Source organism: Parendozoicomonas haliclonae (assembly GCF_900174585.1).
Lineage (GTDB): Bacteria > Pseudomonadota > Gammaproteobacteria > Pseudomonadales > Endozoicomonadaceae > Sansalvadorimonas > Sansalvadorimonas haliclonae.
Map to the genome: position 1 here is coordinate 1 of NZ_FWPT01000009.1, position 24,704 is coordinate 24,704.

The following is a 24,704-nucleotide window of genomic DNA, read 5'->3' on the forward strand; positions in this document are numbered from 1 at the left end:
ACTCAAAGAGAATGTGATGCCATAGCCAATGAACTTAATCGTCGTCCAAGAAAGAGGTTGGGCTATAAGTCACCCATCCACTGCTTCCTTAACTGTTAGGGTGTCGCGCTTCAAAACTGATACTAGGGGGCTCTTCGATTTCTTCACCAACAAATGCTTCCAGTTCCTCTTTTGTTAATTCAGAGTTCTTATCCAACATATTCACTCCATTTTTATATGGATGTAGCGCTCTTTATCTATCAAGCAGCTGTATGGCCCTGTGGGCACCCTATGAAAAAACACGAGGAGCCCTATGATTTTTTATAATCGTAGGGCTCATTTATCATTAGTGGCTGAATTTACGAAAAAGATTAAGTAGGTAAGAGATAGTTTCTTCTCTTGTGAGTTGTTTGTCCAAATCGGTTATTTTCCAGTAGGGTGGTTTCGTTTTTGACGGTTCTGAACAATGTAAACCTAAAGTTTCTAGCGTGGAAGAGTCATATTTTCCGATAATAATTTTTGGTTTGCATGTGCTTCTTGTGAAAACAGTTAGTCTTAGTTCCCCAAAAATAACGTCGAAGCCTATCATGCCATTGTTTGGCAGGGTGTTTGGATTTAGCTCCTTGGTGTCGATGGTTAGGCCCATCTGCTCTAGTTCTTCTTGTATACCATCCAGGAATTCAAATGCTTTTGCAGCCGTTAATCTGTCGATCTTGTCTTGTGAAAATTCACCACTAAAATGCCTTTTTGCACGATCCTTTATCTCCCATTTAGGTGGAGATAAAGCTTTGATTTTATCGACTAATCTATCAATCTGTTCGTATACGGGCTCATTAGTATTGATACGATAGAATTCACAGTTGAGCTCGGATTTAATATGGGCTTCTCTGATCGAGTCCTTTTCTTTTATCTTCTCGTGATATGGTTCGTCAACTTCTACAGCAATATTTAAATCTGGGAAATATCCATCAATATAATAATTGCCAACTGGGTATTGCGATAATAGTTTTACGTCTCGGAGTGCGTAATGCAGAGCGTACATTACTATGGATTCCCATCTTTTATGACTGGTTCTGGTGTTGTTAAAGATGAATTTTTCTACTTTAGTGCCCATGAAAGATACAGCTTTTTAGTTATTGTAAAATGTGCAATATCCCAGAGGTGGGATTTAGTTAGCCTTTGATAACTTTGATCTACTCTGGGTTTAGTATGAAGGGTGTGGCTTATTTTTGGGAAGGAACAAGCGTCCCTGGAGGCTTGTCTGTCGCACACTATCGGCTTGATATTTGGCGATAAAATTAAAGCTTCTTCTGACCAATATGAATGAGTGGCTTGATTCCACAGCTCTGATAGAAAGCCACGGCTCTTTCGTTAAATGCATAAATCTCCACCCAGATTTCTTCTACCCCTATGCTTTTCACCTGCTGCTCAAACTCGGTAAGTAGCTTTTTCCCTATACCATTGCCCTGAAATTCTTCCTCAACAGCTAGATCTATAATGTTTGCAATGCTTCTATTTTGGAGAATCCAGGATTTTCTCTCCCAAATATTACCAAGCAAAAAGCCTATAACCCTGTCTTGTGAGCATGCTACTACTGCAACATGCTTTTCATTATCAATAAATTCATTGGTTTTGATTTTTTCTTGAATATCTTCAGGTGAGTTATAGTCTCCAGGAAGGTTGTCGAGATGCATTTGGTTTAATGAAAATAGTAACTCTTGTATTCTTGGGATATCGGAATGTAAAGCAGGTCGTATTTTAAACATTATATTTCTGTTTCAGGGTTTTTATGAAATTTTTGTTTGGCGTAGTTAATAATTGAATCTCTGAGGTTTCAGGTTCATTTGTACCTGAACTTATAGTCGTACCGTTTGCATCTATGAATCCCCCTTCCGTTTCCATGATGCCCATAGAAATGAAGGTAATTTACCAACAATAGCTATATAAATTGCTGTAGCACCAAAAAGAGTATAAATCACTTCAAATAATGAGATATCCCAATCGCCATAATAAATTTGGAAGGCCATAAGAATAATTAATAATACTGATGGAACAGAAATGACTGCGGCCAAAACTCTAACATTTGTAGGCAAATTATTATTTTCATTCATTGTGCATGATCTCCTTATCTTATACAGCTAATGCCTAAGTGTGGAGCACCGAAGATGTCCCAGGAAGGTTGCTGGCGTACACGACGTTCTTGTTATGCCTCTAGTGCTTTGTATTCAAAATCCCGGTACAAGACTGAGAATGTTGCCCCTGAAGAGAAGATGCACCGGAAAGCAAAGTTTGAGTCATCTAATTCATGTTCCCAATAACCGAGGTCACCAAATTCAGGACTTGATAGGTCTTCATCATCTGAAAATTTGAAGTCACTCGACTGAATATCAGTGAATTTTACTTCATAGTTCTTCTGGTTCTCGAAGTGTTGATCCCAGCCCTTTAAGTTAAGCACAAGCTCTTTACTTATATAATTAATGGATATTCCTTTTATGCGTGAGTCATGTAAGGAAAAGAGACTCTCAAACTCTACCATTTTACTTGGTAGTTCATGTTTGATTGAGTTGTAATAATCGAGATAATTTTTGGCAGCTGGATCATTATCATCGGCTGCGTTCCACCAATCCATTGTAAAGTATTTCATTTATTATTCTCGAATGTATCAGTGTGTACCAAGGGCATAACGCCTGTGTAAGGGGGCGAGGGCGTCTCATTTGACGCACTTGTTAGCTGCCCGATATTTCAAGCTGTCTCGGTTTCAATTTTATTGACTCGGTTAAAACCTTGCGTTTTTTTGAATGACATGTTGTGTATAAAATTTTCCATAGCGTCTGATGGATCTATATAATCCATATTTAGATTATTTAAGGTGTTTCTAAGAATTTTTGCAGAAAATATTATTTGGTCTTCTATGTGGCCTGTTGATTTGTTTAGTAATTCATCTTCTGCGTTAATGATAACTTCGTGATCGGGTAATATAGAGAAAAATTCCCTGGCTACACGTAGGATTGCACTGCATACATAGTCTTGGTAAATTTCATTGAATTTGCCGATTGGCATTTTCTTAACGGAAAGCTTACCACTTTGAAGTAAGCTTTTCTGCTCATTTGGAACTATACCCTTACCATGAACCTTTATGGTTATCTCTATTAAAGAGTTTTCATGTGCTTGGAATAATAAATTTGACCCTAAGCTATCAAGTTCTGAGAATGGATCTAATTCCTCTATTACTTTTAGCTTTGTTTGTGGATCGTTTTCTAGAACCTTTTTTGCTGTCTCAATGCTTTCATCTCTGTCGTTGATGCTTATTTCCCAATCATTTAAAGAGTCTTGATAATATTCTTGATCTCTTTTTTTTGCTTCAAGTATATCTTTGTCGAAAACTTTGTTTTTGGCATCCGATCTGTTTAAAACTTTATCAATGAGGCTGGGTTTGTAATTCGCTTTAGCTACCAAAGCCTCCCTTTCATATTTTTTATTAGGCTCTGGCTTTACTGGTTTCGGGGTATTCAATATAAGATTCCAATCAATTGTGCTGCTACATTCTTTATGTAGAGATTGTAATAAATCAATATGGTTGTTGTAGATATCTACTTCGTACGAGGCTTGTTCTAATGCCTCCATTTTTGCTAAATGTTTTTGCTTTAACTCAAGCTCTCTTTGCCTTTTTCGTGCATTTCTCTCAGCCCTTTTAACAGCAGCATTTACTGATCTAATTGTTCCTTTCCATCCCATATGATTCACCAATTTATCCTATTAAAAGGCAGTGAGTATAATTGAATGCGGTGCTAATGGTTATTGCAGCTAACAGTTGCATATACGTATCACTCTCGTATGAAATTCTGTCTTTGTATTTTGCGATATGCCGCTTTTTATATTTGTTGCTTAAGCTAATGGATTGATCGAATCACGCGCTTATTAAGCGATGCGATGCATTCTTTTCAAAGCTTATAATTGAACCGTTATTTACTATTTTCATCATCAGCCTTTGGGTTGAAGATTTCCATCAGATAAAAATCGATTGCTTAAGGCTGGTTGAATTCACTCGATTGATAAGTCACGCACGCTACCGCCACCGCTCACGCACTGCAAACATCCCGTGCTGGGTGATTCGGAATCCCTTTGTGTGGAAGATTATGCCGATTTATTTGCTGGAAAGTAAGGTAATACGCAGTGGATAAATTCAATTCGGGATCTATTGCTCAAGTGTTGAATGAAAGTGCAAACGTCCGGGGGCACAGCCAAGTGGCGGCCTGTGGTGCTGATGATAGAGACAAGCTGTAAGAGGAGGAGAGAGCGAAGAAGTCTGAAAATGGCGTCCCCACCAGGACTCGAACCTGGATCTGATGCTTAGGAGGCAACGGTTCTATCCTGTTGAACTATAGGGACGGAACACCATTTTTTAGCCGTGAAAGATTTAGCATAACAGCCCGTATCTTTCACGGGCTGTATTCTATGAGCAGTCTTGTGGGTAAACAACCACTAACACAGGGTGCTTTGTACGTAAGTCCTGACTCTATAGTGATTCACAACACCGCTTTACATCAAACGGACTTTTTAGTCGCGATCTTTCCAGGTCGCTCCCAGCGCATTAATGATCAGCCGACCTGCCGTAATGCAGGTAATGGCATTTTTAAAATCAAAGGACGGGGCGATTTCCACAATATCCATGCCCACCAGGTCATTATGTTTGGCCAGGTGCTGAATCATGACCGCGACCTGCTCTTTATAGAGCCCACCGGGCTGAGGTGCCAGCACGCCTGGCATATGGGAGGCATCCAGACCATCGGCATCAATGGTGAGATACACTTTCCGGCCTTTGGGCAGGCGATCACAAATGGCCTTAACCCCTTCCATATGAACGTCCAGTGCCGGAATGATATCGGCTCCCCAGGCGACGGCATCTTCCATCTCTTTACGGCGGGCACTGCCAGTGCCGCGCATGCCGATCTGGGTAATATGGCTGATCCACGGCATTTCGCTAGCTCTGCGCAGTGGGCTGCTGTAACCGCCTTTTACGCCTTCCTTCTCTTCTCGCCAGTCGAGGTGGGCATCAATATGCACAACATGAACAGGTTCACCGATAACATTCAGCGCCTGCAGCGCCGGTGTTGTCACGCCATGGTCGCCACCCAGCATGATGACCTGGGTTTTACTGCGCCAGAGCTTTTCCAGTAACGCGACCTGATGTTCTGCAAAGGCCGGATACTGGTCTGGCTTGCGGCTGTCGAAATTGATATTGCCACAGTCAAACGGCTTCATGGCGGTGAGTGAGGAGAGGGTTGTATTGATATCAAAATCCCACTGGTCCGGGCCATCGCAAAACTGGTAAGACTGCAGGCGAACAGCATCCGGTGCGGTGGCCTGATCAGACGGTTGCGGATCGGCCGGGTAAGGCTCACTTTGTTGAACACCAATCAGGGCAACATTACCTTCCCACTGTTGCGGGTCGGTAATCACCGGCCAGTCCAGAAAGCAGCGAACAGGTTGGGAGGTGGGTGCCAGAACAGCGTCTTGAAGGCTTGGGGTGGTCATGGAGGGGCTTCCATCCAGTGGGTGTATGGTGGAAAAGTTTATTGACCGGTATCGGTTCAGCCTAACTAAAAATGCAATACCATCTTTAGTCATTCTAAAGTGAGGCGGGCGCATCATGCTCGGTCATAAGTACCATGCTCGATCATAAAGAGCTGGAAACTCTGGTTGCCATTATCGACTGTGGCAGTTTTGAGGCGGCAGCCCGCCGGTTGCATATCAGCCCCGGTGCGGTTTCCCAGCGTATTAAAGGTCTGGAGAACCGGGTTGGTCAGCCCTTGCTGGTGCGTCGTCAGCCACCGGTTGCTACGGAGGTTGGCAGTACAGTGCTTCAGCATGCCCGTAAAGTGCTGTTGCTACAGGATGAGGTGGAAGCTGCGCTGTGGCCTGCTGCCAGCTCTCAGGGGCATTCTGTTTCGGTAGCGATCAACCATGATTCCCTGAACTGTTGGTTTATGGTCGTGGTTATGGCTGTACAGAAGGATGTTCCGGTTAATTTTGATATTCGCACCATGGATAACCGCGCAGCGCTGGAGCAACTCAAACGTGGTGAGGTGATGGGGGCGATTACTTCTGTGGTACAGGATGTTCCGGGTTGCCGAAGTCGTGTATTAGGTCGGTTGGGTTATGTGGCGGTATGCAGTACATCGTTTCATCAGCGGTACTTTAGTCAGGGGCTTCATGCTGATTCCCTGAGCCATGCTCCTTATTTATGCCATGACCGCTGTGATGATCTGGCGGATGCTGTTCTGGCCCGGTATCAGGCCAGTCAGACACTTGCCAATACCCACTATATTCCCAGCACACCTATGATTGCCGATGCTGTTGCCCAGGGATTGGGGTGGGGAATGTTGCCCTCCACTCTGGTGGAAAAGCATCCGGCCCGTGAACAGTTAATCGTGCTCGACGGGCCAGAAGTGAATGTTGAGCTGCACTGGAAGCGTTGGGATATACAGTCCGACACGCTTGCCGTTATTGAACGGCATTTATTTGCGGTTGCCCGTGCCTGCCTGAATCAGGGCCAGAGCGATTAAAGGCCTACGGCTGTTAACAGTTCATGTGAGCTTAACCCTGTTGAACCCTTTCCCTGCTCCACATCGTGAACCAGCCGGGTCAGTGCCTCATTGGCCGGGCTGGAAAAGCCGAGCTTTGCTGCTTCTTCTGCAACCGCACCGTTGAGATAGTCGATCTCGGTGATGCGGCCGCTGCTTAAGTCACTCCACATGGAGGAGCGGGCTTTGGGGTCAATCGCCAGCATAGCGCTGGCCAGTCGGGTAAATAGCCAGTCCGGCGCTTTCAGGAGTGTGGGCAGCCAGTGTGGAGGGAGTTTGGTGAGCTTGGGCAACTCAAGTCCCTTTGCCTTGGTGACACGAAGCAGTTCTTGCTGGGCAGCAGCCAGAACGCGGCGGTAACCCCTTTGGCTCAACTGCTCCTTCAGAGGAATATTGGAAAGCGCATTGATGGGGTTATTCAGATTGAGCTGAAGCTTGGCCCACAGCAAGGCTTCCAGATCATTATGCAGGGCCAGTGGCAGGGAATCCTTCTGGAAGCAGGGGAGTAGTGCCTGGGTTTTCGGGGTTGTTGGCAGATCAATGCCACCCTCTGTACCCCGGTGCAGATGCCCCGGTTCCAGCTCGGCAATATTGGCGGCAAACACGCCCCGAATCACGGTATGCTCCGGAAAGTGGGATTGCACAAACGATTCCGCCCCGAGCCCATTCTGCAGGCAAATAATCATGGTGTTCTTGCCCATGCAGGCCTGAATGTCGGGTATAGCCTTCTCCAGTGCTGTGCATTTCACTGTCAGCCATAAAACATCCGGATATTGCCCCGCACTGTTCTGGGGATCAAAAAAGGTCAGATTGTTCAGCTCCGCACTGTTGCCAGCATAGTCGGTAATGCGTAACCCTTTTGCGAGCTTCTCACGTGTTGCCGGGCGCACGACCCAGTCCACGGTCTGACCGTTGAGGAGAAGGTTGGCTCCGAGATAACCGCCGATAAGACCTGCGCCAAAAACCAAATGCTTCACAATAATGGCCCTGTTTATTGTTTTTGTTCGCGAATCTTACTAGGAGTGTGGAGGTGTGCCTAGCGGCAGGTGGATGTACCCGTAAGAGTGGGATCCGGTGAGTCTTTGTGGTGTGGGTGTGTTAAGCTTCACCGTGTCTGGCGAGCCGTAATCATTGTTGCGGGCATGCCAATTCATTTCCAAGGAGTCTCATGTCAGACAAGTTTTTTTTCAAAGGGCGTCAGGATGCACGTGTTAACCACGTGAAGTGTGGTTACAAGGAGAAAGGGGCTCAGAAGGTTGGAACCAAGAAGTTCCCTCTGTCTCTGGTTGTAACCAGTGAAGAACGCAAAGAGGAAGTGGCAGCGCTGGTTGCAGGTGCCAACCTTTATGCGGATATTCGTATTGATGAAAATGAAGGCGCTGTTGAGTCCATTGACGCTCTGACAGTGTTGCTGAATAAAACCGTGACATCGGTGAAGCAGGAAGCCGTCCCATCCCGGAACGATCCTTGCAGCTGCGGCAGCGGCAAAAAGTACAAGAAGTGTTGTGGCTGAGTTGTGAAACTCACCCACTGACAGATACAAAAAAGGAGAGGGCGAACCTCTCCTTTTTTGTTGGTCTCCGGTTAAAGGAGACAGTATTAGCGATCAGTTATGAGCGTGCAGTTCTTCGTTCAGCTCGATCGCGGTTTTGTTGGCCAGACACTCGATCGCGCCAGTCTGGGAGTTACGCCAGAACATCAGATCGGATTTGTTGGCCAGAGTCACAGCCTTCACGGTTTCTACCGGCTGCTTATCTTTGTCCAGTACGGTCACTTTGGAACCGGCGGTCAGATAAAGACCGGCTTCCACGGTGCAGCGATCGCCCAGAGGAATATTGATACCGGCGTTGGCACCGATCAGGCAGTTTCTGCCGACGGAGACAACAATATTATTACCGCCGGAGAGGGTGCCCATGGTGGAGCAGCCACCGCCCAGATCAGAACCTTCACCCACCCAGATACCGGCAGAGATACGGCCTTCAATCATATTCTTGCCTTCGGTACCGGCATTGAAGTTCACGAAGCCTTCATGCATGACGGTGGTGCCTTCACCAATATAAGCGCCGAGTCGAACACGGGCAGTATGGGCAATACGCACACCTTTTGGCACAACGTAGTTGGTCATGCGCGGGAACTTGTCCACACACTGAACATCCAGCACTTCACCACGGGCACGGGCCTGCAGCTGACGGTGTGGCAGCTCTTCCAGATCGATAGCGCCTTCGTTGGTCCAGGCCACGTTCGGCAGCAGCGGGAAAATACCGGTGAGGTCAACACCGTGTGGCTTAACCTGACGGTGGGAGAGCATGTGCAGCTTCAGATAGGCTTCCGGAGTGCTGGTTGGGGCTGCGTCGGTTTCCAGAATCACCAGAACACGCGGGTTGGCGCTGGTTTCCAGAGAGTTGAGAATTACGGTGTGATCCAGCAGGTTGCGCTGCAGGAACAATTCTTCCAGGGCGTGACAGGTGGCGCTGTCCAGTTCAATCACCTGGTTGCCGCCTTCGTAGCCGACAATCGCGGCAACGGCTTCGATCAGATCCGTTTCCGGTTTGTGCAGTGGCGCCGGGTAGAAGACTTCCAGCCATTCACCCTTGTTATTTTTGGTGCCGATCCCGGCGGCCATGCTGAAGTATTCTTTGCTCATAGTGAGAAATGCTGTCCTTAACTCAAGTTTGAAGCCAGAGGGTTATTGTAGAGGCCAACTCCGTGGCTTGTCACGGTGGTGCACGATCTGTCAGAGGTTATGTGCCTGCTGTCAGAGATTGAGTGCCTGTTGCCAGTCGTCTGCCTTAAAGCCCAGCAGATAACCCGAACCATCGCTGTTTAATGGGCCAAACAGCGGACGTTTGATCATGCCGGACTGTTCCAGCAGAGTTTCCAGCGCACTGTCGGCATCCATGGTATCGCGCTGTTCCTGTGGCAGCTGACGCCATGTGGTACCACGACGGTTCACAACCTGTTCCCAGCCCAGCTCATCAATACGGGCTTTCAGCCAGTCACGGTCGAGGCTGTCTTTGCGATAGTTATGGAAGGTGTATTCCAAACCGTTATCGTCCAGCCACTTGCGGGCTTTTTTCATGGTATCGCAGTTGGGGATTCCATAGAGCGTCAATTGCGGCATAAGGCTTTCTTGGTGATTTTGAGGAAAAACGCATTATACGTATCTGACGCAGGGCTCGCTATAAAGGAGCCCGTGCGTGCATCAGCAGGATCACGAAAAGCTCCGGCCGGTCGATTTACCCGTTAGATTTTCTATCGGTGAAATATTATGCGCAAATATCTGGCCGGACTTCTTTCTCTCTTCGCACTTAACTGCTGGGCCGAGCTGAACAGCCAGCCGGCTTCCCTGTTTTTTGGGCATGTCCCGGTCGGTTATGAGGAGATACGTGATCTTCGGGTTTGTGGTGATGAGTTATCACCGGACACGCTGAAAGAGCTGCGCATCTCCGATCCCGAGCTTAAAGAGGTGTTTCGTATTATCGATTTGCGGTGGCGGGATGGTTGCCTGCAGGTCTCTGTCAGCTTTCAACCGGCAGCTGAGCAGGTCGACGACTATCGCACCTATGGCAACTTTGGTAAAGGTGAGGGGCTTATTTTCGGTTTCGGCCCCAGTCAATCCTACGCGGGAGGAAGTCTGCTGGAGGTGGTGCCGGGTGATGGTGATCCCCTTGTGGTGGCACCGGTGATGGGGATTGGTGTTTCCGGGTTGGCCTGGGAGCGGGATATTGAGCCAGCGGGGTGGCGCTATGGTGGGCGGGTCACCTATCGCAGAGAGCAGGGGCGTTTTATCTCTATCGGCCATAGAGCCATGGTAAACCGGCGAATGATTTATTCGGATGGGCGGGAATTGCTGTCCATGATGTTAAATCAGCAGGATATTCCGCTGATGATAAAGCCAGAGCCCCTCGTCCGACAGAATTCTCAGTGGGTGAGTGCCTACTGGCCGAAAAGGATTATGGCTACGGCAGGACGCAGGGGAGCAGTCAGTCTCTGGAAGCGATCACGTGGAGAGTGGCAAGAGTTCCCTGTGTCATCGAACAATACCCACCACCTCTTTGTGAATACCAGCTACCGCCCCCTATTTAATCAGACCGGCAGTTGTCTGTTGATGCCCCATGGTGATCTTAAAAACTTGCGTCGTATAAAAATTGATGGAGAAGGGCGTGCGCAGGAGCTGGAGCCTTATCCAACACCGAACTCTCCCTGGGCGCTGACCCAGGGGCGGGGTTCGGTATTTACCTTCGCCAATAGTCGAACCAATACTATTCAGGAGTGTGAGCTGGAGGCGGAGAGTTGTGATATCGGCAACTGTCGTGAGATTAAGGGGGCTGATCGTTACCGGGCTTATGATCTGCACATCAGCCCTGATGGACGCTGGCTGGTCTCGGGGGGAGATGGTGACGGTACTGTACGGCTGTGGTCTCGTAAAGATGATCGGGTTGAGAATAACCAGCCGGTGGGCGTTTATAATCTTGACGACAAGTGGCCAAAGCATCCGGGGCTTCTGTTCAGTCAGGACAGCCGCACGTTGTTTATGGTCAACAGGACGGTGATGCATATCCTCTCAGTGGGCGACGAGGGTACGCTAACCAGGGTGGGCGAATATAATTTTCGCTCAGCTAACGTGCATACCTTGCCGGTAGCCGCCGAGTGGTTATTTGGCCCTATGAGTCTGAATCGCATGGGTGATCGCCTTTTTATTAGCGCTCAGTTTCCTGACCAGGGGCTGGTACTGTTCGATAAGCTTGACGATAACGGCGAAAGCCGTCATCTGCGAAAAGTGGAAGACTGGTAGTTTTGTCGTAAAAAAATGCCGGCCTTCTCGAAAGAAAAGGCCGGCATTTGTTTGAGTGAGTAAAGAGATTACTCAGCCAGTTTGGCAATCACACGCTGCAGCAGCTTGATACGTGGTTCGATGGAGTCCAGAACCAGATATTCATCAGCCGTGTGCAGACCGCCACCGATAGGACCGAAACCGTCCAGTACGGCATCGCAGACCAGCGCTGTGGTGTTACCGTCGGAACCGCCGCCAACAGCCATCCACTCGATATCTACGTCAACATCCTTGCCGCACTCTTCAACCAGCTTCATCAGCTCTTCGGTTGCTGAGCTTGGAGTCATGGCCGGCTTGTAGGCGGTACGCTTCAGAGTGATCTCAACACCGTTAATAAATGGCTTCTCGGCCATTTCTGCCAGCTTGGCCTCAACGGCAGCGTAGTCTTCGTTGCTCCAGAAACGGATATCCAGATCAGCCTTGGCCTTCTCGGCAACCACGTTACCTGCGGTGCCTCCGGAAACCACACCAAAGTTAAAGGTGGTGCCGGTTTCAAAGTTGGTCATGGCGCTGATAGAAGCGATCCACTGAGCCATTTCGTGAATAGCACTGCGGCCTTTCTCTGGCTCGTTACCTGCGTGGGCAGCTTTGCCGGAGAATTCGATATCGTAACCGGCAATACCTTTACGGGCTTTTACCAGTGCGCCGTTGGCACGGGCAGGCTCGGCTACCAGAACGGTTTTGGCGTGCTGGGCAACGCTCTTCAGCCATGCGGCGGAATCGTTGGAGCCGGTTTCTTCATCCGGGTTCATGCATACGGCGATGGACAGCTTGTCCAGAACCGCAGCGTCCAGGCTGCGCAGAGCGTATACCACGTTCAGCAGACCGGCTTTCATATCGGATACGCCAGGGCCGTACGCGTTGGTTTCGTCAAACGTCATTGGACGTTCAGCAACGGTACCCACCGGGAATACGGTGTCCATATGACCGATCAGCATCACGTCGATATGCTCGGCTTCTGGCTTATTGCGCACTTCCAGACCGGAACCGGCCTTGCCCAGGGCAACGCGCTTCACGTTCCAGCCCATGGCTTCGTACTTGGCAGTCATGATGTCGGCAACGGCTTCGATACCTTCGAGGGTGTAGGTGCCGCAGTCAACGTCGATCAGGGGACGCAGTTCGTCCAGATAGGCTTCTACAGAAAAGCTCATGGGGCTCTCCTTGCTTTGTATAGATGAGGGGAAGACAAAACGGGATAGGGGAGCCGAAGCTCCCCAGGGTCAAACTTTTATCAGACCAGGATGTTCATAATGAACATGGCGATAAAGGCGTTGATGATGCAGATGATGAACATCGGCGGGATCAGACGACCTTCGGTGCCAACAACACCCAGGATGCGGCCCATGTACTGAACAATGGAGCCCATCAGGTAGATAGCTGGCGCAACGATGGCGATATGTTCGCCGGTCATGAGGCCACCTTCGTACAGGCCCATAACCACGCCAACCGCGCCGCCCATGGACATCATGGCACTCATCAGAACGGCAGCGGCTTCACCCGGCAGGCCAACAATCGCCATTACCGGTGCGAAAACCTTACCGATCATGGCCAGAGCGCCGGTAATGACCAGAGCTTTGATAATGATGAACGCCATCATAACGTTCGGGATGGTGCTGCTGGTGGCAATCGCCCAGCCTTTACGGGCGCCGGTCACGAATACGTCAGTGATCATCGGCTTGGAAGTAGGTGCAGACATCAGGCTTTCCCTCAGGCAGTAGCAGTTTTTGCGGCGGACTTGGAGGAAGTCACCTTCAGGTAAACACGCATCAGGTTGGCACCGATGATTTTGCACAGCAGCATCACGGCAACACACAGACCGATGGAAGAAGGCACAGCCAGGGAGCCGTCAGCCGCCAGCAGGGTGAACAGCACCGCGCCGGAGGAGAAGAAGTTAACGATGGTGGCACCGGCAGAGAACTGGAACATGGTGAACACGTCGCCCTGTTCTTTGGTCATCTTGCCTTCATCGATCAGGCCACGGGTCATCGCGGAGCCAGCGTCGGTGGACTGCAGGGAAGCGATCAGAGACAGACCGGCTTCACCGGAGATACCCATCAGCGGCTTCAGCAGTGGAGTCATCAGTTTGCGAGCAGCTTCCAGAGCGCCAAAGTGCTGCAGCACTTCGATCATGCCCATAGCGAACATAACAGTTGGAACCAGAGTCAGGGCGAAGATAAAGCCATCTTTGGCGCCGCTGCCGCCGGTACCGCGGAAAGAGGTGAACTTCTGGGTCACAGCATCAGCGCTGCCGGCTACGGAGCCAAGAATTTTACCAAAACCACCGTTCAGGGTGGTGAAGTCGAATACACCGTACCATTCGTTGGATTGCAGCAGTCCGGAGAAGAATACGCAGGCAAAGGCCAGCGCAATCAGACTGCCAATCGTGATCTTCTGATCATTGGCATTCATGGGGAATAGAACCTTGAGGGAGAGGAAAATCAAGGCGACATCATACTGATAGGGAGTGGTTTTTTTTTGACCAGCGTCATGTTTGACTGGTAAAAACCATAGTGACTTTCGAGGGCAGGGAGAGTAGCGACACCGAGCGGTGTCGCTTGGTCAGCACTCTGTAAATTATCGGTAAATAATCAATTAATGATATTTACCGTTAATTTTAATTAATGCTTTTCTGTCTCCGAATGCGCAGCGTGGGAAACAGATGCATACAATAAAGTATCAATTAACTCTTGCGTATTGATTTCACCTTCGTGAAGTTTTTCCGCAAGGAATCGTTTAATTTCTTTTGGCGATGTTTCCGCTTCGGAAACAAGTTCTTCTAATCGATCGACCTGGGTTTCAATCTGCACAGTTTCTGCAGGGATGTTATTTTCGTTTTCCAGGACATCTTCGTTCTTAGCCATTGAAGAATTGATTTCATTCTTATTCATACGGCTTATTTCTCCTCTGGCAAACAACAACTTGCTAGTGGAGTATACGTGAAAACACCTATCTCGTTCCAGTCGTAAAGCTCTGGACGATAAAAAAGGCAGGGACCGAAGTCTCTGCCTTTTGTGGGGTTTCAGCGGAAAGACATGTATCGATTAGACGATAATGGTGTCTTAGTTGAAACGCTTACCGTGGTACTTAGGGTTCATCAGGTTGTCGGCGGAGAAGATCACATCCAGTTCTTCTTCAGTCACCAGACCACGCTCCAGAACCACATCACGTACGCTGCGGCCGGTCTGGGCGCATTCGCGACCTACCAGGTCACCGTTGTGGTGGCCGATGTGCGGGTTCAGGTAAGTGATGATACCGATAGAGTTCATCACCATCTGCTCGCAGATTTCACGGTTGGCAGTGATGCCTTCCACGCACTTCTCACGCAGGCTGGTGCAGGCGTTGGCCATCAGAGTCAGGGACTCGAACAGAGCCTGAGCGATAACTGGTTCCATAACGTTCAGCTGCAGCTGACCGGCTTCAGCAGCCATGGTCACAGTGATGTCGTTACCGATCACTTTGAAGCAAACCTGGTTGACCACTTCAGGGATTACCGGGTTTACCTTGGCTGGCATGATGGAAGAACCCGCCTGCATTTCTGGCAGGTTGATTTCCTTCAGACCGGTACGAGGGCCGGAGGTCAGCAGACGCAGGTCGTTACAGATCTTTGACAGCTTCACTGCGAAACGCTTCAGTGCGCTCTGCAGCATTACGTAAGCGCCACAGTCAGAAGTAGCTTCGATCAGGTCAGCCGCTGGCACGTAAGCGTCGCCAGTGATTTCAGCCAGCTTGGCGATAGCCAGGGCGGAGTAGCCTTCGCAGGCGTTCAGGCCGGTACCGATAGCGGTTGCGCCCAGGTTTACTTCCAGCAGCAGCTCGCGGCACATCTGGATAGTCTTGATCTCTTCACGCAGGGTCACTGCGAAAGCACGGAATTCCTGACCCAGAGTCATAGGAACGGCGTCCTGCAGCTGGGTACGACCCATCTTCAGGATGTCCTTGAACTCTTCGGACTTGGCTTCAAGCGCACCGATCAGTTGTTCCAGGTTAGCCAGAACAGAAGCGGTAGAGTTGTATACGGCAACACGGAAACCGGTAGGGTATGCGTCGTTGGTAGACTGACTCTTGTTCACGTGATCGTTCGGGTTGATGATCTCGTACTCACCCTTTTCATGACCCATCAGTTCCAGAGCCAGGTTGGCCAGAACTTCGTTGGTGTTCATGTTTACGGAAGTACCGGCACCGCCCTGGAAAGCGTCAACCGGGAACTGGTCCATGCAACGGCCTTCGTTCAGAAGCAGATCACAGGCCTTAACGATGTTTTCGCCGATTTCACGTGGGATGGTACCCAGTTCGGTGTTAGCCAGAGCTGCAGCTTTCTTGGTCAGCACCATGCCACGGATGAATTCCGGTGCATCGTTGATGGTTTCACGGCTGATCTTGAAGTTCTGGATGGCACGCAGAGTGTGGACACCGTAGTAGGCTTCAGCAGGAACATCCATGAAGCCCAGCAGATCTTCTTCCTTGCGGAATTGCATATTACTCACCAATAAGAAAGGTGTTTGAGCAAAAGAGCCACGAATGCACCTTTTGCATCTGTAGCTCGGAAATTGGTGGCAAAGCTAAAAGAATGAAGTTGTACGTTTATTGATCTATGTCGTGTTTTTGGACGGATTGCGGAAAGTCCCTTTTAGAACATCTTTATATATAGAAATGGGCAAAAATTTAACAACAGATGATTTGTTTGTTTTTGTGTTCAGGAAAGAGTTTCTCCTTGTTTTTTTGCGCGATTATTTACATTAATAACCAATGTTGAGGTTCCGGAAGAAATATTGACCTAGCTCAATCTAATCCTGATGGCTATGTTTACTATTTGCTGCGCGTTAATTAGCCAGATCGTTTCGTAATCTTTTATTAAGCGTATTAATAGAAACAGAGAAACGGAATGGCTGTCTCTCTTATTTGACTCGACGTTTAATAAAAAGGTTTGTTTATGGTCTGGTTACAACTTGCTGTTGTTCTGGCATTCATTTATCTGGGGGCTCGGCTGGGAAGTATCGGTATTGGTTTTGCCGGTGCGGTCGGGGTTGGTGTGCTGTCCTTGTTCTTTGGTCTGGCACCCGGCGGAATTCCTATTGATGTTATTCTGATTATCATGTCTGTGATCGGTGCTGTTGCTGCCATGCAGGTAGCAGGCGGTCTGGACTACCTGGTTGACCTCGCAGAACGCATTCTGCGCCGCAACCCAAACCACATTACCTTTATGGCACCGGTTGTGACTTATGTTATGACCATGCTGGCCGGTACCGGCCATACCGCTTACTCCACTCTGCCGGTTATTGCTGAAGTCGCCCATGAAAGTGGCGTGCGTCCTTCCCGTCCGCTGAGTATTGCGGTTATCGCTTCCCAGATCGCTATTACCGCTTCCCCGGTGTCTGCTGCGGTGGTTGTATTCAGTGGTTTCCTGGAGCCATACGGCGTTGGTTACCTTGAGCTGCTGCTGATCTGTATTCCTACCACCTTTGCTGCGGTTATGCTGACTGCGGTGATCTGTAACTTCCTGGGTGTGGACCTGGCCAAAGATCCTGTTTACCAGGAGCGCGTCAAGAAAGGTCTGATCCAGAAGAAAGAAGGCGAGAAGCGAGTACTGAAAGACACCGGTCGTACTTCTGTACTGATCTTCATCGCGGCTATCGTGGCTGTGGTTATCTACGCGACTCTGATCAGCAAGAACGTTGGCGTGATCGAGAACCCGGTTCTGGGTCGTGACAATGCGATCATGATCTTCATGCTGGCTGCCGCAACTGTGATCACCATGATCACCAAGATCGATGCTTCTGAAATCCTGAACGCCCAGACCTTCAAGTCCGGTATGAGTGCCTGTGTCTGCGTACTGGGTGTGGCCTGGCTGGGTAACACCTTTGTAGGTGCCCATATTGACTCCATCAAAGCGGTCGCTGGTGACCTGCTTGCGGGATACCCTTGGTTGCTGGCAGTAACGCTGTTCTTCGCTTCCATGCTGTTGTATTCTCAGGCCGCGACAACCCGTGCCCTGATGCCTGCAGCCCTCCTGCTGGTTGAGCCGACCACTGCTATTGCCTCCTTTGCGGCGGTAAGTGCCCTGTTCGTACTACCAACCTACCCAACCCTGCTGGCTGCTGTAGAAATGGATGACACCGGCTCCACCCGTATCGGTAACCTGGTCTTTAACCATCCGTTCTTTGTGCCGGGCGTGATCTGTATCACCCTGTGTGTAGCCCTGGGCTTTGTCGTAGCCCCGATGGTGATCTAAACCTTCTCTTGGTTAGTTTTTGATTCCCCTTACGCCCTGCCGTTTCGGTAGGGCATTTGTCTGTTGAGATGTCCATGCAGATTGTAAATGCTGATATTGTGATCGTGGGAGCTGGTGGCGCAGGTTTGCGCGCTGCTATCGCTGCTGCAGAGAAAAATCCGGGCCTGAATATTGCCCTGATTTCCAAGGTTTACCCGATGCGAAGCCACACCGTGGCCGCGGAAGGTGGCTCTGCCGGTGTGGTACAGGCACACGACTCTCTGGAAAATCACTTCCAGGATACCGTGGCCGGTGGCGACTGGCTGTGCGACCAGGATACCGTTGACTACTTCGTCTCTCACTCGACTGAAGAGATGATCCGTCTGGAAAACTGGGGCTGCCCTTGGACCCGTAAAGACGACGGTAACGTGAACGTGCGTGCCTTCGGTGGCATGAAGATCGAACGTACCTGGTTTGCGGCGGACAAGTCCGGCTTCCACATGCTGCACACCCTGTTTCAGACTTCCATCAAGTACCCACAGATCAAGCGTTTTGACGAATACTTCGCTACCGACCTGATCATCGAAGACGGCCGTGCCCAGGGCGTTGTTGCTATCGAGATCGCTACTGGAGAACCAAAGACCTTCCTGGGTTGTGCGGTTGTCTTTGCAACTGGCGGTTCCGGTCGTGTATTCCGCTTCAACACCAACGGTGCCATCGTAACTGGCGACGGCCACGCTATGGCTTTCCGTGCCGGCGCTGCGCTGCGTGATATGGAATTCGTTCAGTACCACCCAACCGGTCTGCCGGGCTCTGGTGTACTGATGACCGAAGGTTGTCGTGGTGAAGGCGGTATCTTGCTGAACAAGCACGGCTATCGTTACCTGCAGGACTACGGTCTGGGACCGGAGACTCCGGTTGGCGAGCCAAAGAACAAGTACATGGAACTGGGTCCTCGTGACCGTCTGTCCCAGGCGTTCTGGAACGAACAGCGTAAGGGCAACACCATTGAAACCCCACTGGGCGACGCTGTTCACCTGGATCTGCGTCACCTGGGCAAAGAGAAGCTGATGGAGCGTCTGCCGCTGATCTGCTCCCTGGCCAAGAACTACCTGGGCGTTGACCCTGTGACTGATCCGGTACCGGTTCGCCCTGCGGTTCACTACACCATGGGTGGTATCCGTTCTGACCAGACCTGTAAGACCGATATCCCTGGTCTGTTTGTTGCGGGTGAGTGTGCCTCCAACGGTATGCACGGTGCTAACCGTCTGGGCTCCAACTCCCTGGCCGAGACCGTGGTATTCGGTAAGGTTGCCGGTGAAATGGCAGTGGACTTCGCTTCTCAGGCAACTCAGTCTGACGAGAAGATCCTGGCCGAACAGGGTCGCAGCCACCTGTCCCGTATCGATGCGATGCGTAACGCGAACGGTACCGAGAAGGCTTCCCACATCCGTCACGAAATGGTTCAGACCATGGAGAAGACCCTGGGCATCTACCGTCTGGGCGAAGAGATGCAGGAAGGTGTGGACAAGATTGCCGAGCTGCGTGAGCGCTTCAAGAACGTTAAGGTGGAAGACAAGACCAAGGTCTACAACACCGAACTGCTGCTGGCCTTCGAGCTGGATAGCTCCCTGATGGTTGCTGAAGCCATGGCAGTCGGCGCGCTGAACCGTAAGGAATCCCGTGGTGCGCACCAGCGCCTGGACGGTTTCGAGCAGCGTGACGACGAAAACTTCCTGAAGCACACCCTGACTTACTTCAACGGTGACAAGGCTCCACGCCTTGACTACGAAGCTGTCAACATCACCCGTTTCCAGCCAGCTGAGCGTGTTTATGGCGCCGCTGGGGAAAAGCAGGGCGAAGAGAAGAAGTAAGGGAAAGGAATACTGTTGTGACTGAGCAAACCATTAAACTCGAGATCCTCCGTTATAACCCGGAGGCCGATAACGAGCCGAGCTTCGGCACGTTTGAAATCCCTTACAACGAAGCCTGGTCCCTGCTGGACGCGCTGGAATACATCAAGGATGAACTGGACTCCAGCCTGACCTACCGCTGGTCCTGCCGTATGGCGGTGTGTGGCAGCTGTGGCATGGTGGTCAACGGTCGTCCGCAGCTGGGTTGCGAAACCTTCCTGCGTGATCACTACCCGAACACCATCAAGGTTGAGCCGCTGGCCAACTTCCCGATTGAGAAAGACCTGATCGTTGACGCGACCGGTTTCATCGAGAAGCTGGAATCTGTGAAGCCTTACATCATCGATGCGGTTGACGCCATGAAGGCCAACCCTGCGAAGAAGGTGAAGGAAACACCGAAGAACGAAATCGGTACCTACAACCAGAAGCCGGCAGAACTGGGTCTGTTCAAGCAGTTCTCCATGTGCATCAACTGCATGCTGTGCTACTCCGCGTGTCCACAGATGGGTCTGAACCCAATGTTCACCGGTCCTGCGGCACTGGCTCTGGGTCACCGTTACAACCTCGACAGCCGTGACCACGGCAGCGATGAGCGTACCGAAGTGATTCAGGACAAGAATGGTGTCTGGTCCTGTACGTTCGTGGGTTACTGTTCTGAAGTGTGTCCGAAGAACGTGGATCCGGCGGCAGCCATCAACCAGAACAAGGCGCAGGGCGCGCAGGACTGGGCGCTCTCCTTCCTGATGCCTCGCAAGGGAGAAAAGTAATGAGTCGTCGTCCATACGTACGTCCAATGCCGGCTAACTGGTTTATGAGCAAGCCGGCTTACCGCTTCTACATGGTGCGTGAAGCCAGCTGTGTTTTTAACCTGGTTTACGGTCTGAACCTGTTTGCCGGTCTGTGGCAGCTGACCAATGGCGCAGAAGCCTGGGCTGGCTGGCTGGCCCTGCAGGCGCACCCGCTGATGATCGTGTTCGCTCTGGCGACTCTGGCCATGACCCTGCTGCACACCGTGACCTTTGTGGAAATGGCACCGCGTGTTATGCCACAACAGATCCGTAAGATGATCCCGGACAACACCGTGAAAGCGGCCATGTTCGGCGGTATTGCTGTAGTGACTGCAGCCATCATTGGTTTCACTGCTATGGGAGCGATGTGATATGAGCATGACTCAAGCAAAATCAGCACGTCATATTGAACCGCTGCTGTGGAGCCTGTTCGGTGCAGGCGGTATGGCTATTGCCTTCCTGATGCCTGCGGTGATCCTGATTGTCGGCCTGCTGGTGCCAATGGGCATTCTGCCGGCTGAAGTGCTGTCTTACGAGCGTCTGTCTGCTTTCTTCCTGGAAAGCTGGTTCGGCCGCCTGTGTGCATTCGTGATTATCGTACCGGCCCTGTGGGGCAGCATTCACCGTGTTTACCACGGTATGCACGACCTGCAGATCCATGCTGGCACTGGTATCAAAGTCTTCTGCTACGGCAGTGTACTGGTGCTGACCATCGCGACTGTGGCTCTGGTTCTGTAATCAGAATTCAGCGCTGAAGTGCAGAAGCCCCGGACCGCTGTGCGGTCTCGGGGCTTTTTCGTTTACAGGTTTACTGCTGTGTTTGAGCGGCTAACTTCTCTTCGATAGCAGCAAGGCAGACCCGAACGCTTAACGGCATATGTTTGTTAAACGGGGAGAGCGCATACACGGTATTGATGGGCAGTTGATAGTCAGGAAATACATCAGCCAGTTTTCCCTGACTGGCCTTCACAATAAACTCCGGAATCAGGCCAGTACCGGCACCCATCTCAATCAGTGTTCGGCAGGTATGGAACGAGTCCGCCAGACATTGGGCTTCCGCTTCGTAATCGACGGTTTGTCCATCAGAACTGGTAAACCGATGATGGATAGCCTTGCCTTGCCAGGTGTTGGCGATATAAGGCGCCTGTTCAATATTGCCTTGGCTAATCAGGCTTGGGCTGGCACATAGCTGATCCCTAAACTCGCCCAGACGTTTCTGCAGCAGATTGGAATCTGGGGAGCGGCCCACCCGAATCGCCAGATCAATATCGTGAGCGATCAGATCCAGTGGCTGGTCGGTACTGATAAGTTCTGGTTTCAACTTCGGATGCTGGCTGAGCAGGCTGGCAGTAGCTGGGGCGACCAGAGCGTCCATCAGCGCCTGGGAGGTGGTGATACGCACGGTGCCCCGTGGTTCCGTTAAAGCTTCTTCCGCTTCCCGCCAGGCCGTATCGGCAGTTTCGTTCACAGCCTTGCAGTGCTGGTAAAAGCTGTGACCTTCTGGCGTCAGCGTTTGCCGGCGGGTTGTGCGTTTCAGCAGAGTAAGCCCCAGCAGGGATTCCAGCTCTTTCAGATGTTGGCTGACAACCGATTTGGAGATGTTCAGTGCATCGGCTGCAGCCGAGATGGAGCCAGACTCAATAATCTGGGCAAAGCTGGACATATAGCGCAGGCGATTCATGGTCCATTACTCAAGAAAACAGAACAATGCTTTCTATTATCTTTATTTTTCTTCGGATGGTCGTGCACTAATCTTTGCACAAATCAATTTTGTGTAGAGTGAGTCGAACCGTGGCCAACAAAACTGTATTGGAACTGTGTCAGGAAGGTATTGCAGCATGGCAGCAGGCATTTAATCGTCAGGATGCAGCCGGCTGTGCCGCACAATATAAGGAAGGCACCAAAATGCATGCCCAGCCTTTTGGGGATTTTGAAGGCCGCGAAGCCATTCAGGCGTTCTGGCAGAACATTATGGACCAGGGTTTTGCTGACGTGGATTACACCGATGTGAAGTGGGAGCAAGTGGACGATAATGGTTATCTGTTGTCTGCCAGCTGGACCATGAACAAGGCTTATGGTGTCGTTCATCGTGAGCACTGGGCTATTGATGACGACGGCAAGGCCCGTTTGGTCAGTGATCACTTTGAAGTGCAGGGTGAGCGTTAAGACAACGTGTTAACCGCCAGCCCTGCACTGACAGTATCAGGGCTGGTGATAATAAATTTTATTGTAGAACGTAGGTTGCCAGCGCCTGCTGCAGTCCGACCAGATCAGTACCGCGCTTCAGTTCCTTGACCAGCGGCTCAGGCTGACCGGAGATGTGAATCTTCAGCTCGGCATCCATATCAAAACGTCCGGCGCTTTCGACTTCAAAGTAGGTGATGGCTTTGTATGGCACAGACAGGTAGCTGACTTTCTTGCCGGTCATACCCTGCTTGTCAATCAGCATCAGTCGTTTATTGGTAAAGATAAACATATCGCGAATCACCTTGTAGGCCATCACGATCTGCTCATTGGGTGCCAGAATGGGTTGCAGTTCCTCCTGCAACTCTTCCTTGTTGACCTCGCTGGCATTACCCAGCAATCCGTCAAATAGTCCCATGGTTGACTCCTGTCTTCTGTTGGTTGCCTGACCGGAGTTTACTATTGTGAATTACTGATGTCCGGATTTATTGATTGGCTACTCTGGTTCCGACGCCCTGCGTGGTAACCCATACAGGTATGCGCTCCTACGGGGGACCGTAGGAACGAGATGTTAAGCAGGCAATAAAAAAGGAGCGGCAGATGACCACTCCTTTGTGCGCGATGATGTACAAGGCCAGAAGACGATCAGCCCCTCGGCTTTTTCGCTTCTCCTTCCAGTTTCATACCGGTTACGGCCAGCTTCAGCAGTTTGATCGGGCTCTTGGTAAAGAGCACTTCAATCAGTCGGTTAAAGATGTCGTATTTCTTCTTGGTATAGGGATACCAGTTCGGCTCGATAATATCGCTTTGCTTATCAATCAATACCGATTTGCTGCGGGTAAAGGCCAGCAGACCTTCGGTTCCCTTGGCACGGCCAAAGCCACTCTCTTTCTGGCCGCCAAAGGGCAGGGCCGGGTTACCTTCTGTCAGCATGACATTGTTGATGGAAACACCGCCCACTTCCAATGCCCGGGCCACCCGTTCAGCACGTACCAGATCCTTACTCCAAACGCTGGCTGTCAGGCCGTACTGGAAGCTGTTGGTCTCTTGCACCACCTCGGCTTCGGTGGAGAATTTGTATACGGGAATCAACGGGCCAAAGGTCTCTTCACTATGCAGCGCCATATCCGGGGTTATGTTGGTAATCACTGTTGGCAGATAGAAGTTATCACCCAGACGGGCTCCACCGGTCAGGATGCTGGCACCTTTGCTGCGGGCGTCTTCCACATGCTGTTCGATAATATCCAGCTGGAAGCCGGCGGTAATAGCACCGATATCGGAATCTCCGCGGTCACCATTGTTGACCACCAGTTTCTCGACTTCGGTGACCAGAGCCTGCACAAACTCATCATAGATGCTGTCGTGTATGTAGAGACGCTCAACAGAGGTACAGGACTGACCGGCATTGGTGAGTGCTCCCCAGACGGCACCGCCTACGGTTCTTTTCAGATTTACATCTTCAAAGACAATCATCTGGTCTTTGCCACCCAGTTCCATTTCTGCCGGAATCAGCAGATCGGCGGCCTGGCGAAGTATGCGCTTACCGGTGCGGGTGGAACCGGTAAAGAAGATCTTGTCCGGACGGGCGGCAATCAACTGTTGGGCAGTCATGCCGTTCCCGTAGGCAACCTGCACGGAACGTTTGATCAGCGGGGCAACATTGAAGATCTCTTCCAGTAAGCCATGCAGAGGTGTTTGCTCGGATGGCTTGAGAATCACCGCATTGCCCGCCAGAAACGCCCCAAGGGAGAAGGTCATGGCAATATGGAACGGATAGTTCCAGGGAGCAATTTTTAGAATAACGCCAAAAGGCTCGTGGAAGACGCGGGACTTTTTACCCATAAGGGTGATGGGTGTCGGAATCTTCTGATCTTTCAGAATCTTCCTGGCGTTATGGACATTCCATTCCAGATTATCGAGCACGCCCAGAATCTCGGAAACCAGAGCATCAGTGCGGGTCTTGCCGGTCTCTTCACAGATGCGGTCAACAATCCGCTCCCGGTTGTCCCGGACATAATCCATAACCTGTTCTACCGCATGCTGACGCTGTTCCAGCGGTGTGCGGCGCAGTTCATCGGCAGCTTCGCGGGCGCGTGCAAACAGGTTATCAACCTGCTCCTGACCATCCGGCTGCAGTTCATAGACCAGCTTCCCGGTAATAGCAGAGTTCACGGGGAGTGTCGTATTGTTGGTTATTGTGCTGACTTCACTCAT

General features: G+C 50.7%; 26 protein-coding genes, 1 tRNA gene and 1 pseudogene. 10 read left to right on the plus strand and 18 right to left on the minus strand.

All coding sequences use genetic code 11. The features are described from left to right. Positions 1-99 (plus strand): annotated as a pseudogene (locus EHSB41UT_RS25045) (IS30 family transposase); the annotation flags it as partial. Positions 100-325: 226 nt separating this feature from the next. Here the strand turns inward: EHSB41UT_RS25045 and EHSB41UT_RS17795 are convergent. The 7 genes from EHSB41UT_RS17795 to EHSB41UT_RS17820 all read right to left on the minus strand — a co-directional run bounded on the left by EHSB41UT_RS17795 (position 326) and on the right by EHSB41UT_RS17820 (position 5,514). After that, positions 326-1,093 carry an AbaSI family restriction endonuclease gene (locus EHSB41UT_RS17795; RefSeq protein ID WP_087112211.1) on the minus strand — a complete coding sequence of 256 codons (768 nt, stop codon included), beginning with the start codon at positions 1,091-1,093 and terminating at the stop codon, positions 326-328. 184 nt (positions 1,094-1,277) lie between these two features. Next, entirely contained in the window at positions 1,278-1,745 is a 468-nt protein-coding gene (locus EHSB41UT_RS17800; RefSeq protein WP_087112212.1) for a GNAT family N-acetyltransferase, read from the minus strand. Positions 1,746-1,856: 111 nt separating this feature from the next. Beyond that, entirely contained in the window at positions 1,857-2,090 is a 234-nt protein-coding gene (locus EHSB41UT_RS24510; RefSeq protein ID WP_133060567.1) for a hypothetical protein, read from the minus strand. A gap of 92 nt (positions 2,091-2,182) precedes the next feature. Beyond that, complete coding sequence (locus EHSB41UT_RS17805) at positions 2,183-2,623, minus strand: DUF4085 family protein (protein ID WP_087112213.1); 441 nt, start codon at positions 2,621-2,623, stop codon at positions 2,183-2,185. A 98-nt stretch (positions 2,624-2,721) separates the two neighbouring features. Beyond that, a complete protein-coding gene (locus EHSB41UT_RS17810; RefSeq protein WP_207626693.1) occupies positions 2,722-3,723 on the minus strand; it encodes a hypothetical protein in 1,002 nt (333 codons plus the stop codon). Between the two features lie 569 nt (positions 3,724-4,292). After that, positions 4,293-4,368: transfer RNA gene (locus tag EHSB41UT_RS17815), tRNA-Arg, on the minus strand. Positions 4,369-4,536: 168 nt separating this feature from the next. Continuing rightward, the gene (locus EHSB41UT_RS17820) at positions 4,537-5,514 is read right to left on the minus strand and encodes an arginase family protein (protein WP_165767313.1); all 978 of its coding nucleotides are present in this window, start codon (positions 5,512-5,514) and stop codon (positions 4,537-4,539) included. A gap of 134 nt (positions 5,515-5,648) precedes the next feature. Here EHSB41UT_RS17820 and EHSB41UT_RS17825 point away from each other — a divergent pair, with 134 nt between their 5' ends. After that, positions 5,649-6,545, plus strand: a complete 897-nt coding sequence (locus EHSB41UT_RS17825; RefSeq protein WP_087112216.1) for an ArgP/LysG family DNA-binding transcriptional regulator — start codon at positions 5,649-5,651, stop codon at positions 6,543-6,545. On the opposite strand, the gene EHSB41UT_RS17830 is transcribed toward EHSB41UT_RS17825, so the two are convergent. Beyond that, entirely contained in the window at positions 6,542-7,540 is a 999-nt protein-coding gene (locus EHSB41UT_RS17830) for a 2-dehydropantoate 2-reductase (RefSeq protein WP_165767314.1), read from the minus strand. The two genes, EHSB41UT_RS17825 and EHSB41UT_RS17830, sit on opposite strands and share 4 nt — an antisense overlap. 191 nt (positions 7,541-7,731) lie before the next feature. Here EHSB41UT_RS17830 and EHSB41UT_RS17835 point away from each other — a divergent pair, with 191 nt between their 5' ends. Then, positions 7,732-8,076 (plus strand): PBPRA1643 family SWIM/SEC-C metal-binding motif protein, encoded by a 345-nt coding sequence (locus tag EHSB41UT_RS17835; RefSeq protein ID WP_087112218.1) that lies wholly within the window; start codon positions 7,732-7,734, stop codon positions 8,074-8,076. A 93-nt stretch (positions 8,077-8,169) separates the two neighbouring features. Here EHSB41UT_RS17835 and dapD read toward each other — a convergent pair whose 3' ends face one another. Together dapD and EHSB41UT_RS17845 are read right to left on the minus strand one after the other, a co-directional pair. Continuing rightward, positions 8,170-9,207, minus strand: a complete 1,038-nt coding sequence (gene dapD / locus EHSB41UT_RS17840) for a 2,3,4,5-tetrahydropyridine-2,6-dicarboxylate N-succinyltransferase (RefSeq protein ID WP_087112219.1) — start codon at positions 9,205-9,207, stop codon at positions 8,170-8,172. Positions 9,208-9,318: 111 nt separating this feature from the next. After that, on the minus strand, positions 9,319-9,684 hold the full coding sequence (locus tag EHSB41UT_RS17845) for an ArsC family reductase (protein ID WP_087112220.1): 366 nt from the start codon (positions 9,682-9,684) through the stop codon (positions 9,319-9,321). 147 nt (positions 9,685-9,831) lie between these two features. On the opposite strand from EHSB41UT_RS17845, the gene EHSB41UT_RS17850 reads away from it, so the two are divergent. After that, positions 9,832-11,358: a WD40 repeat domain-containing protein gene (locus EHSB41UT_RS17850; protein WP_087112221.1), complete on the plus strand. Its 1,527-nt coding sequence runs from the start codon at positions 9,832-9,834 to the stop codon at positions 11,356-11,358. Between the two features lie 68 nt (positions 11,359-11,426). Here the strand turns inward: EHSB41UT_RS17850 and EHSB41UT_RS17855 are convergent, their stop codons facing one another. The 5 genes from EHSB41UT_RS17855 to aspA all read right to left on the minus strand — a co-directional run bounded on the left by EHSB41UT_RS17855 (position 11,427) and on the right by aspA (position 15,872). Continuing rightward, a complete protein-coding gene (locus EHSB41UT_RS17855; RefSeq protein ID WP_087112222.1) occupies positions 11,427-12,548 on the minus strand; it encodes a M20 family metallopeptidase in 1,122 nt (373 codons plus the stop codon). A gap of 80 nt (positions 12,549-12,628) precedes the next feature. Then, positions 12,629-13,093, minus strand: coding sequence for a YjiG family protein (locus EHSB41UT_RS17860; protein WP_087112223.1), 465 nt, complete (start codon positions 13,091-13,093; stop codon positions 12,629-12,631). A gap of 11 nt (positions 13,094-13,104) precedes the next feature. Continuing rightward, positions 13,105-13,806: a nucleoside recognition domain-containing protein gene (locus EHSB41UT_RS17865; protein ID WP_087112224.1), complete on the minus strand. Its 702-nt coding sequence runs from the start codon at positions 13,804-13,806 to the stop codon at positions 13,105-13,107. A gap of 209 nt (positions 13,807-14,015) precedes the next feature. After that, on the minus strand, positions 14,016-14,285 hold the full coding sequence (locus EHSB41UT_RS17870; RefSeq protein WP_087112225.1) for a hypothetical protein: 270 nt from the start codon (positions 14,283-14,285) through the stop codon (positions 14,016-14,018). A gap of 171 nt (positions 14,286-14,456) precedes the next feature. Then, complete coding sequence (gene aspA / locus EHSB41UT_RS17875; protein WP_415837464.1) at positions 14,457-15,872, minus strand: aspartate ammonia-lyase; 1,416 nt, start codon at positions 15,870-15,872, stop codon at positions 14,457-14,459. Positions 15,873-16,327: 455 nt separating this feature from the next. Between aspA and EHSB41UT_RS17880 the strand changes: the two genes are divergently transcribed. From EHSB41UT_RS17880 to frdD, 5 genes are all read left to right on the plus strand, one after another. Beyond that, positions 16,328-17,626 carry an anaerobic C4-dicarboxylate transporter gene (locus EHSB41UT_RS17880; RefSeq protein ID WP_087112226.1) on the plus strand — a complete coding sequence of 433 codons (1,299 nt, stop codon included), beginning with the start codon at positions 16,328-16,330 and terminating at the stop codon, positions 17,624-17,626. A 68-nt stretch (positions 17,627-17,694) separates the two neighbouring features. Next, a complete protein-coding gene (gene frdA / locus EHSB41UT_RS17885; protein WP_341350355.1) occupies positions 17,695-19,479 on the plus strand; it encodes a fumarate reductase (quinol) flavoprotein subunit in 1,785 nt (594 codons plus the stop codon). A gap of 17 nt (positions 19,480-19,496) precedes the next feature. After that, positions 19,497-20,285: a succinate dehydrogenase/fumarate reductase iron-sulfur subunit gene (locus EHSB41UT_RS17890; protein ID WP_087112227.1), complete on the plus strand. Its 789-nt coding sequence runs from the start codon at positions 19,497-19,499 to the stop codon at positions 20,283-20,285. Continuing rightward, positions 20,285-20,677 carry a fumarate reductase subunit C gene (locus EHSB41UT_RS17895; RefSeq protein ID WP_087112228.1) on the plus strand — a complete coding sequence of 131 codons (393 nt, stop codon included), beginning with the start codon at positions 20,285-20,287 and terminating at the stop codon, positions 20,675-20,677. Before EHSB41UT_RS17890 ends, EHSB41UT_RS17895 begins: the two co-directional genes overlap by 1 nt. 1 nt (position 20,678) lies before the next feature. Continuing rightward, positions 20,679-21,044 carry a fumarate reductase subunit FrdD gene (frdD, locus tag EHSB41UT_RS17900; protein WP_207626694.1) on the plus strand — a complete coding sequence of 122 codons (366 nt, stop codon included), beginning with the start codon at positions 20,679-20,681 and terminating at the stop codon, positions 21,042-21,044. A 70-nt stretch (positions 21,045-21,114) separates the two neighbouring features. On the opposite strand, the gene EHSB41UT_RS17905 is transcribed toward frdD, so the two are convergent. Beyond that, positions 21,115-21,987, minus strand: coding sequence for a LysR family transcriptional regulator (locus EHSB41UT_RS17905; protein ID WP_087112229.1), 873 nt, complete (start codon positions 21,985-21,987; stop codon positions 21,115-21,117). 110 nt (positions 21,988-22,097) lie between these two features. Between EHSB41UT_RS17905 and EHSB41UT_RS17910 the strand changes: the two genes are divergently transcribed. After that, complete coding sequence (locus EHSB41UT_RS17910) at positions 22,098-22,472, plus strand: YybH family protein (RefSeq protein ID WP_087112230.1); 375 nt, start codon at positions 22,098-22,100, stop codon at positions 22,470-22,472. A 58-nt stretch (positions 22,473-22,530) separates the two neighbouring features. Here the strand turns inward: EHSB41UT_RS17910 and EHSB41UT_RS17915 are convergent, their stop codons facing one another. After that, positions 22,531-22,908 (minus strand): PH domain-containing protein, encoded by a 378-nt coding sequence (locus tag EHSB41UT_RS17915; protein ID WP_087112231.1) that lies wholly within the window; start codon positions 22,906-22,908, stop codon positions 22,531-22,533. A 227-nt stretch (positions 22,909-23,135) separates the two neighbouring features. Continuing rightward, entirely contained in the window at positions 23,136-24,704 is a 1,569-nt protein-coding gene (locus EHSB41UT_RS17920) for an aldehyde dehydrogenase family protein (protein WP_087112232.1), read from the minus strand.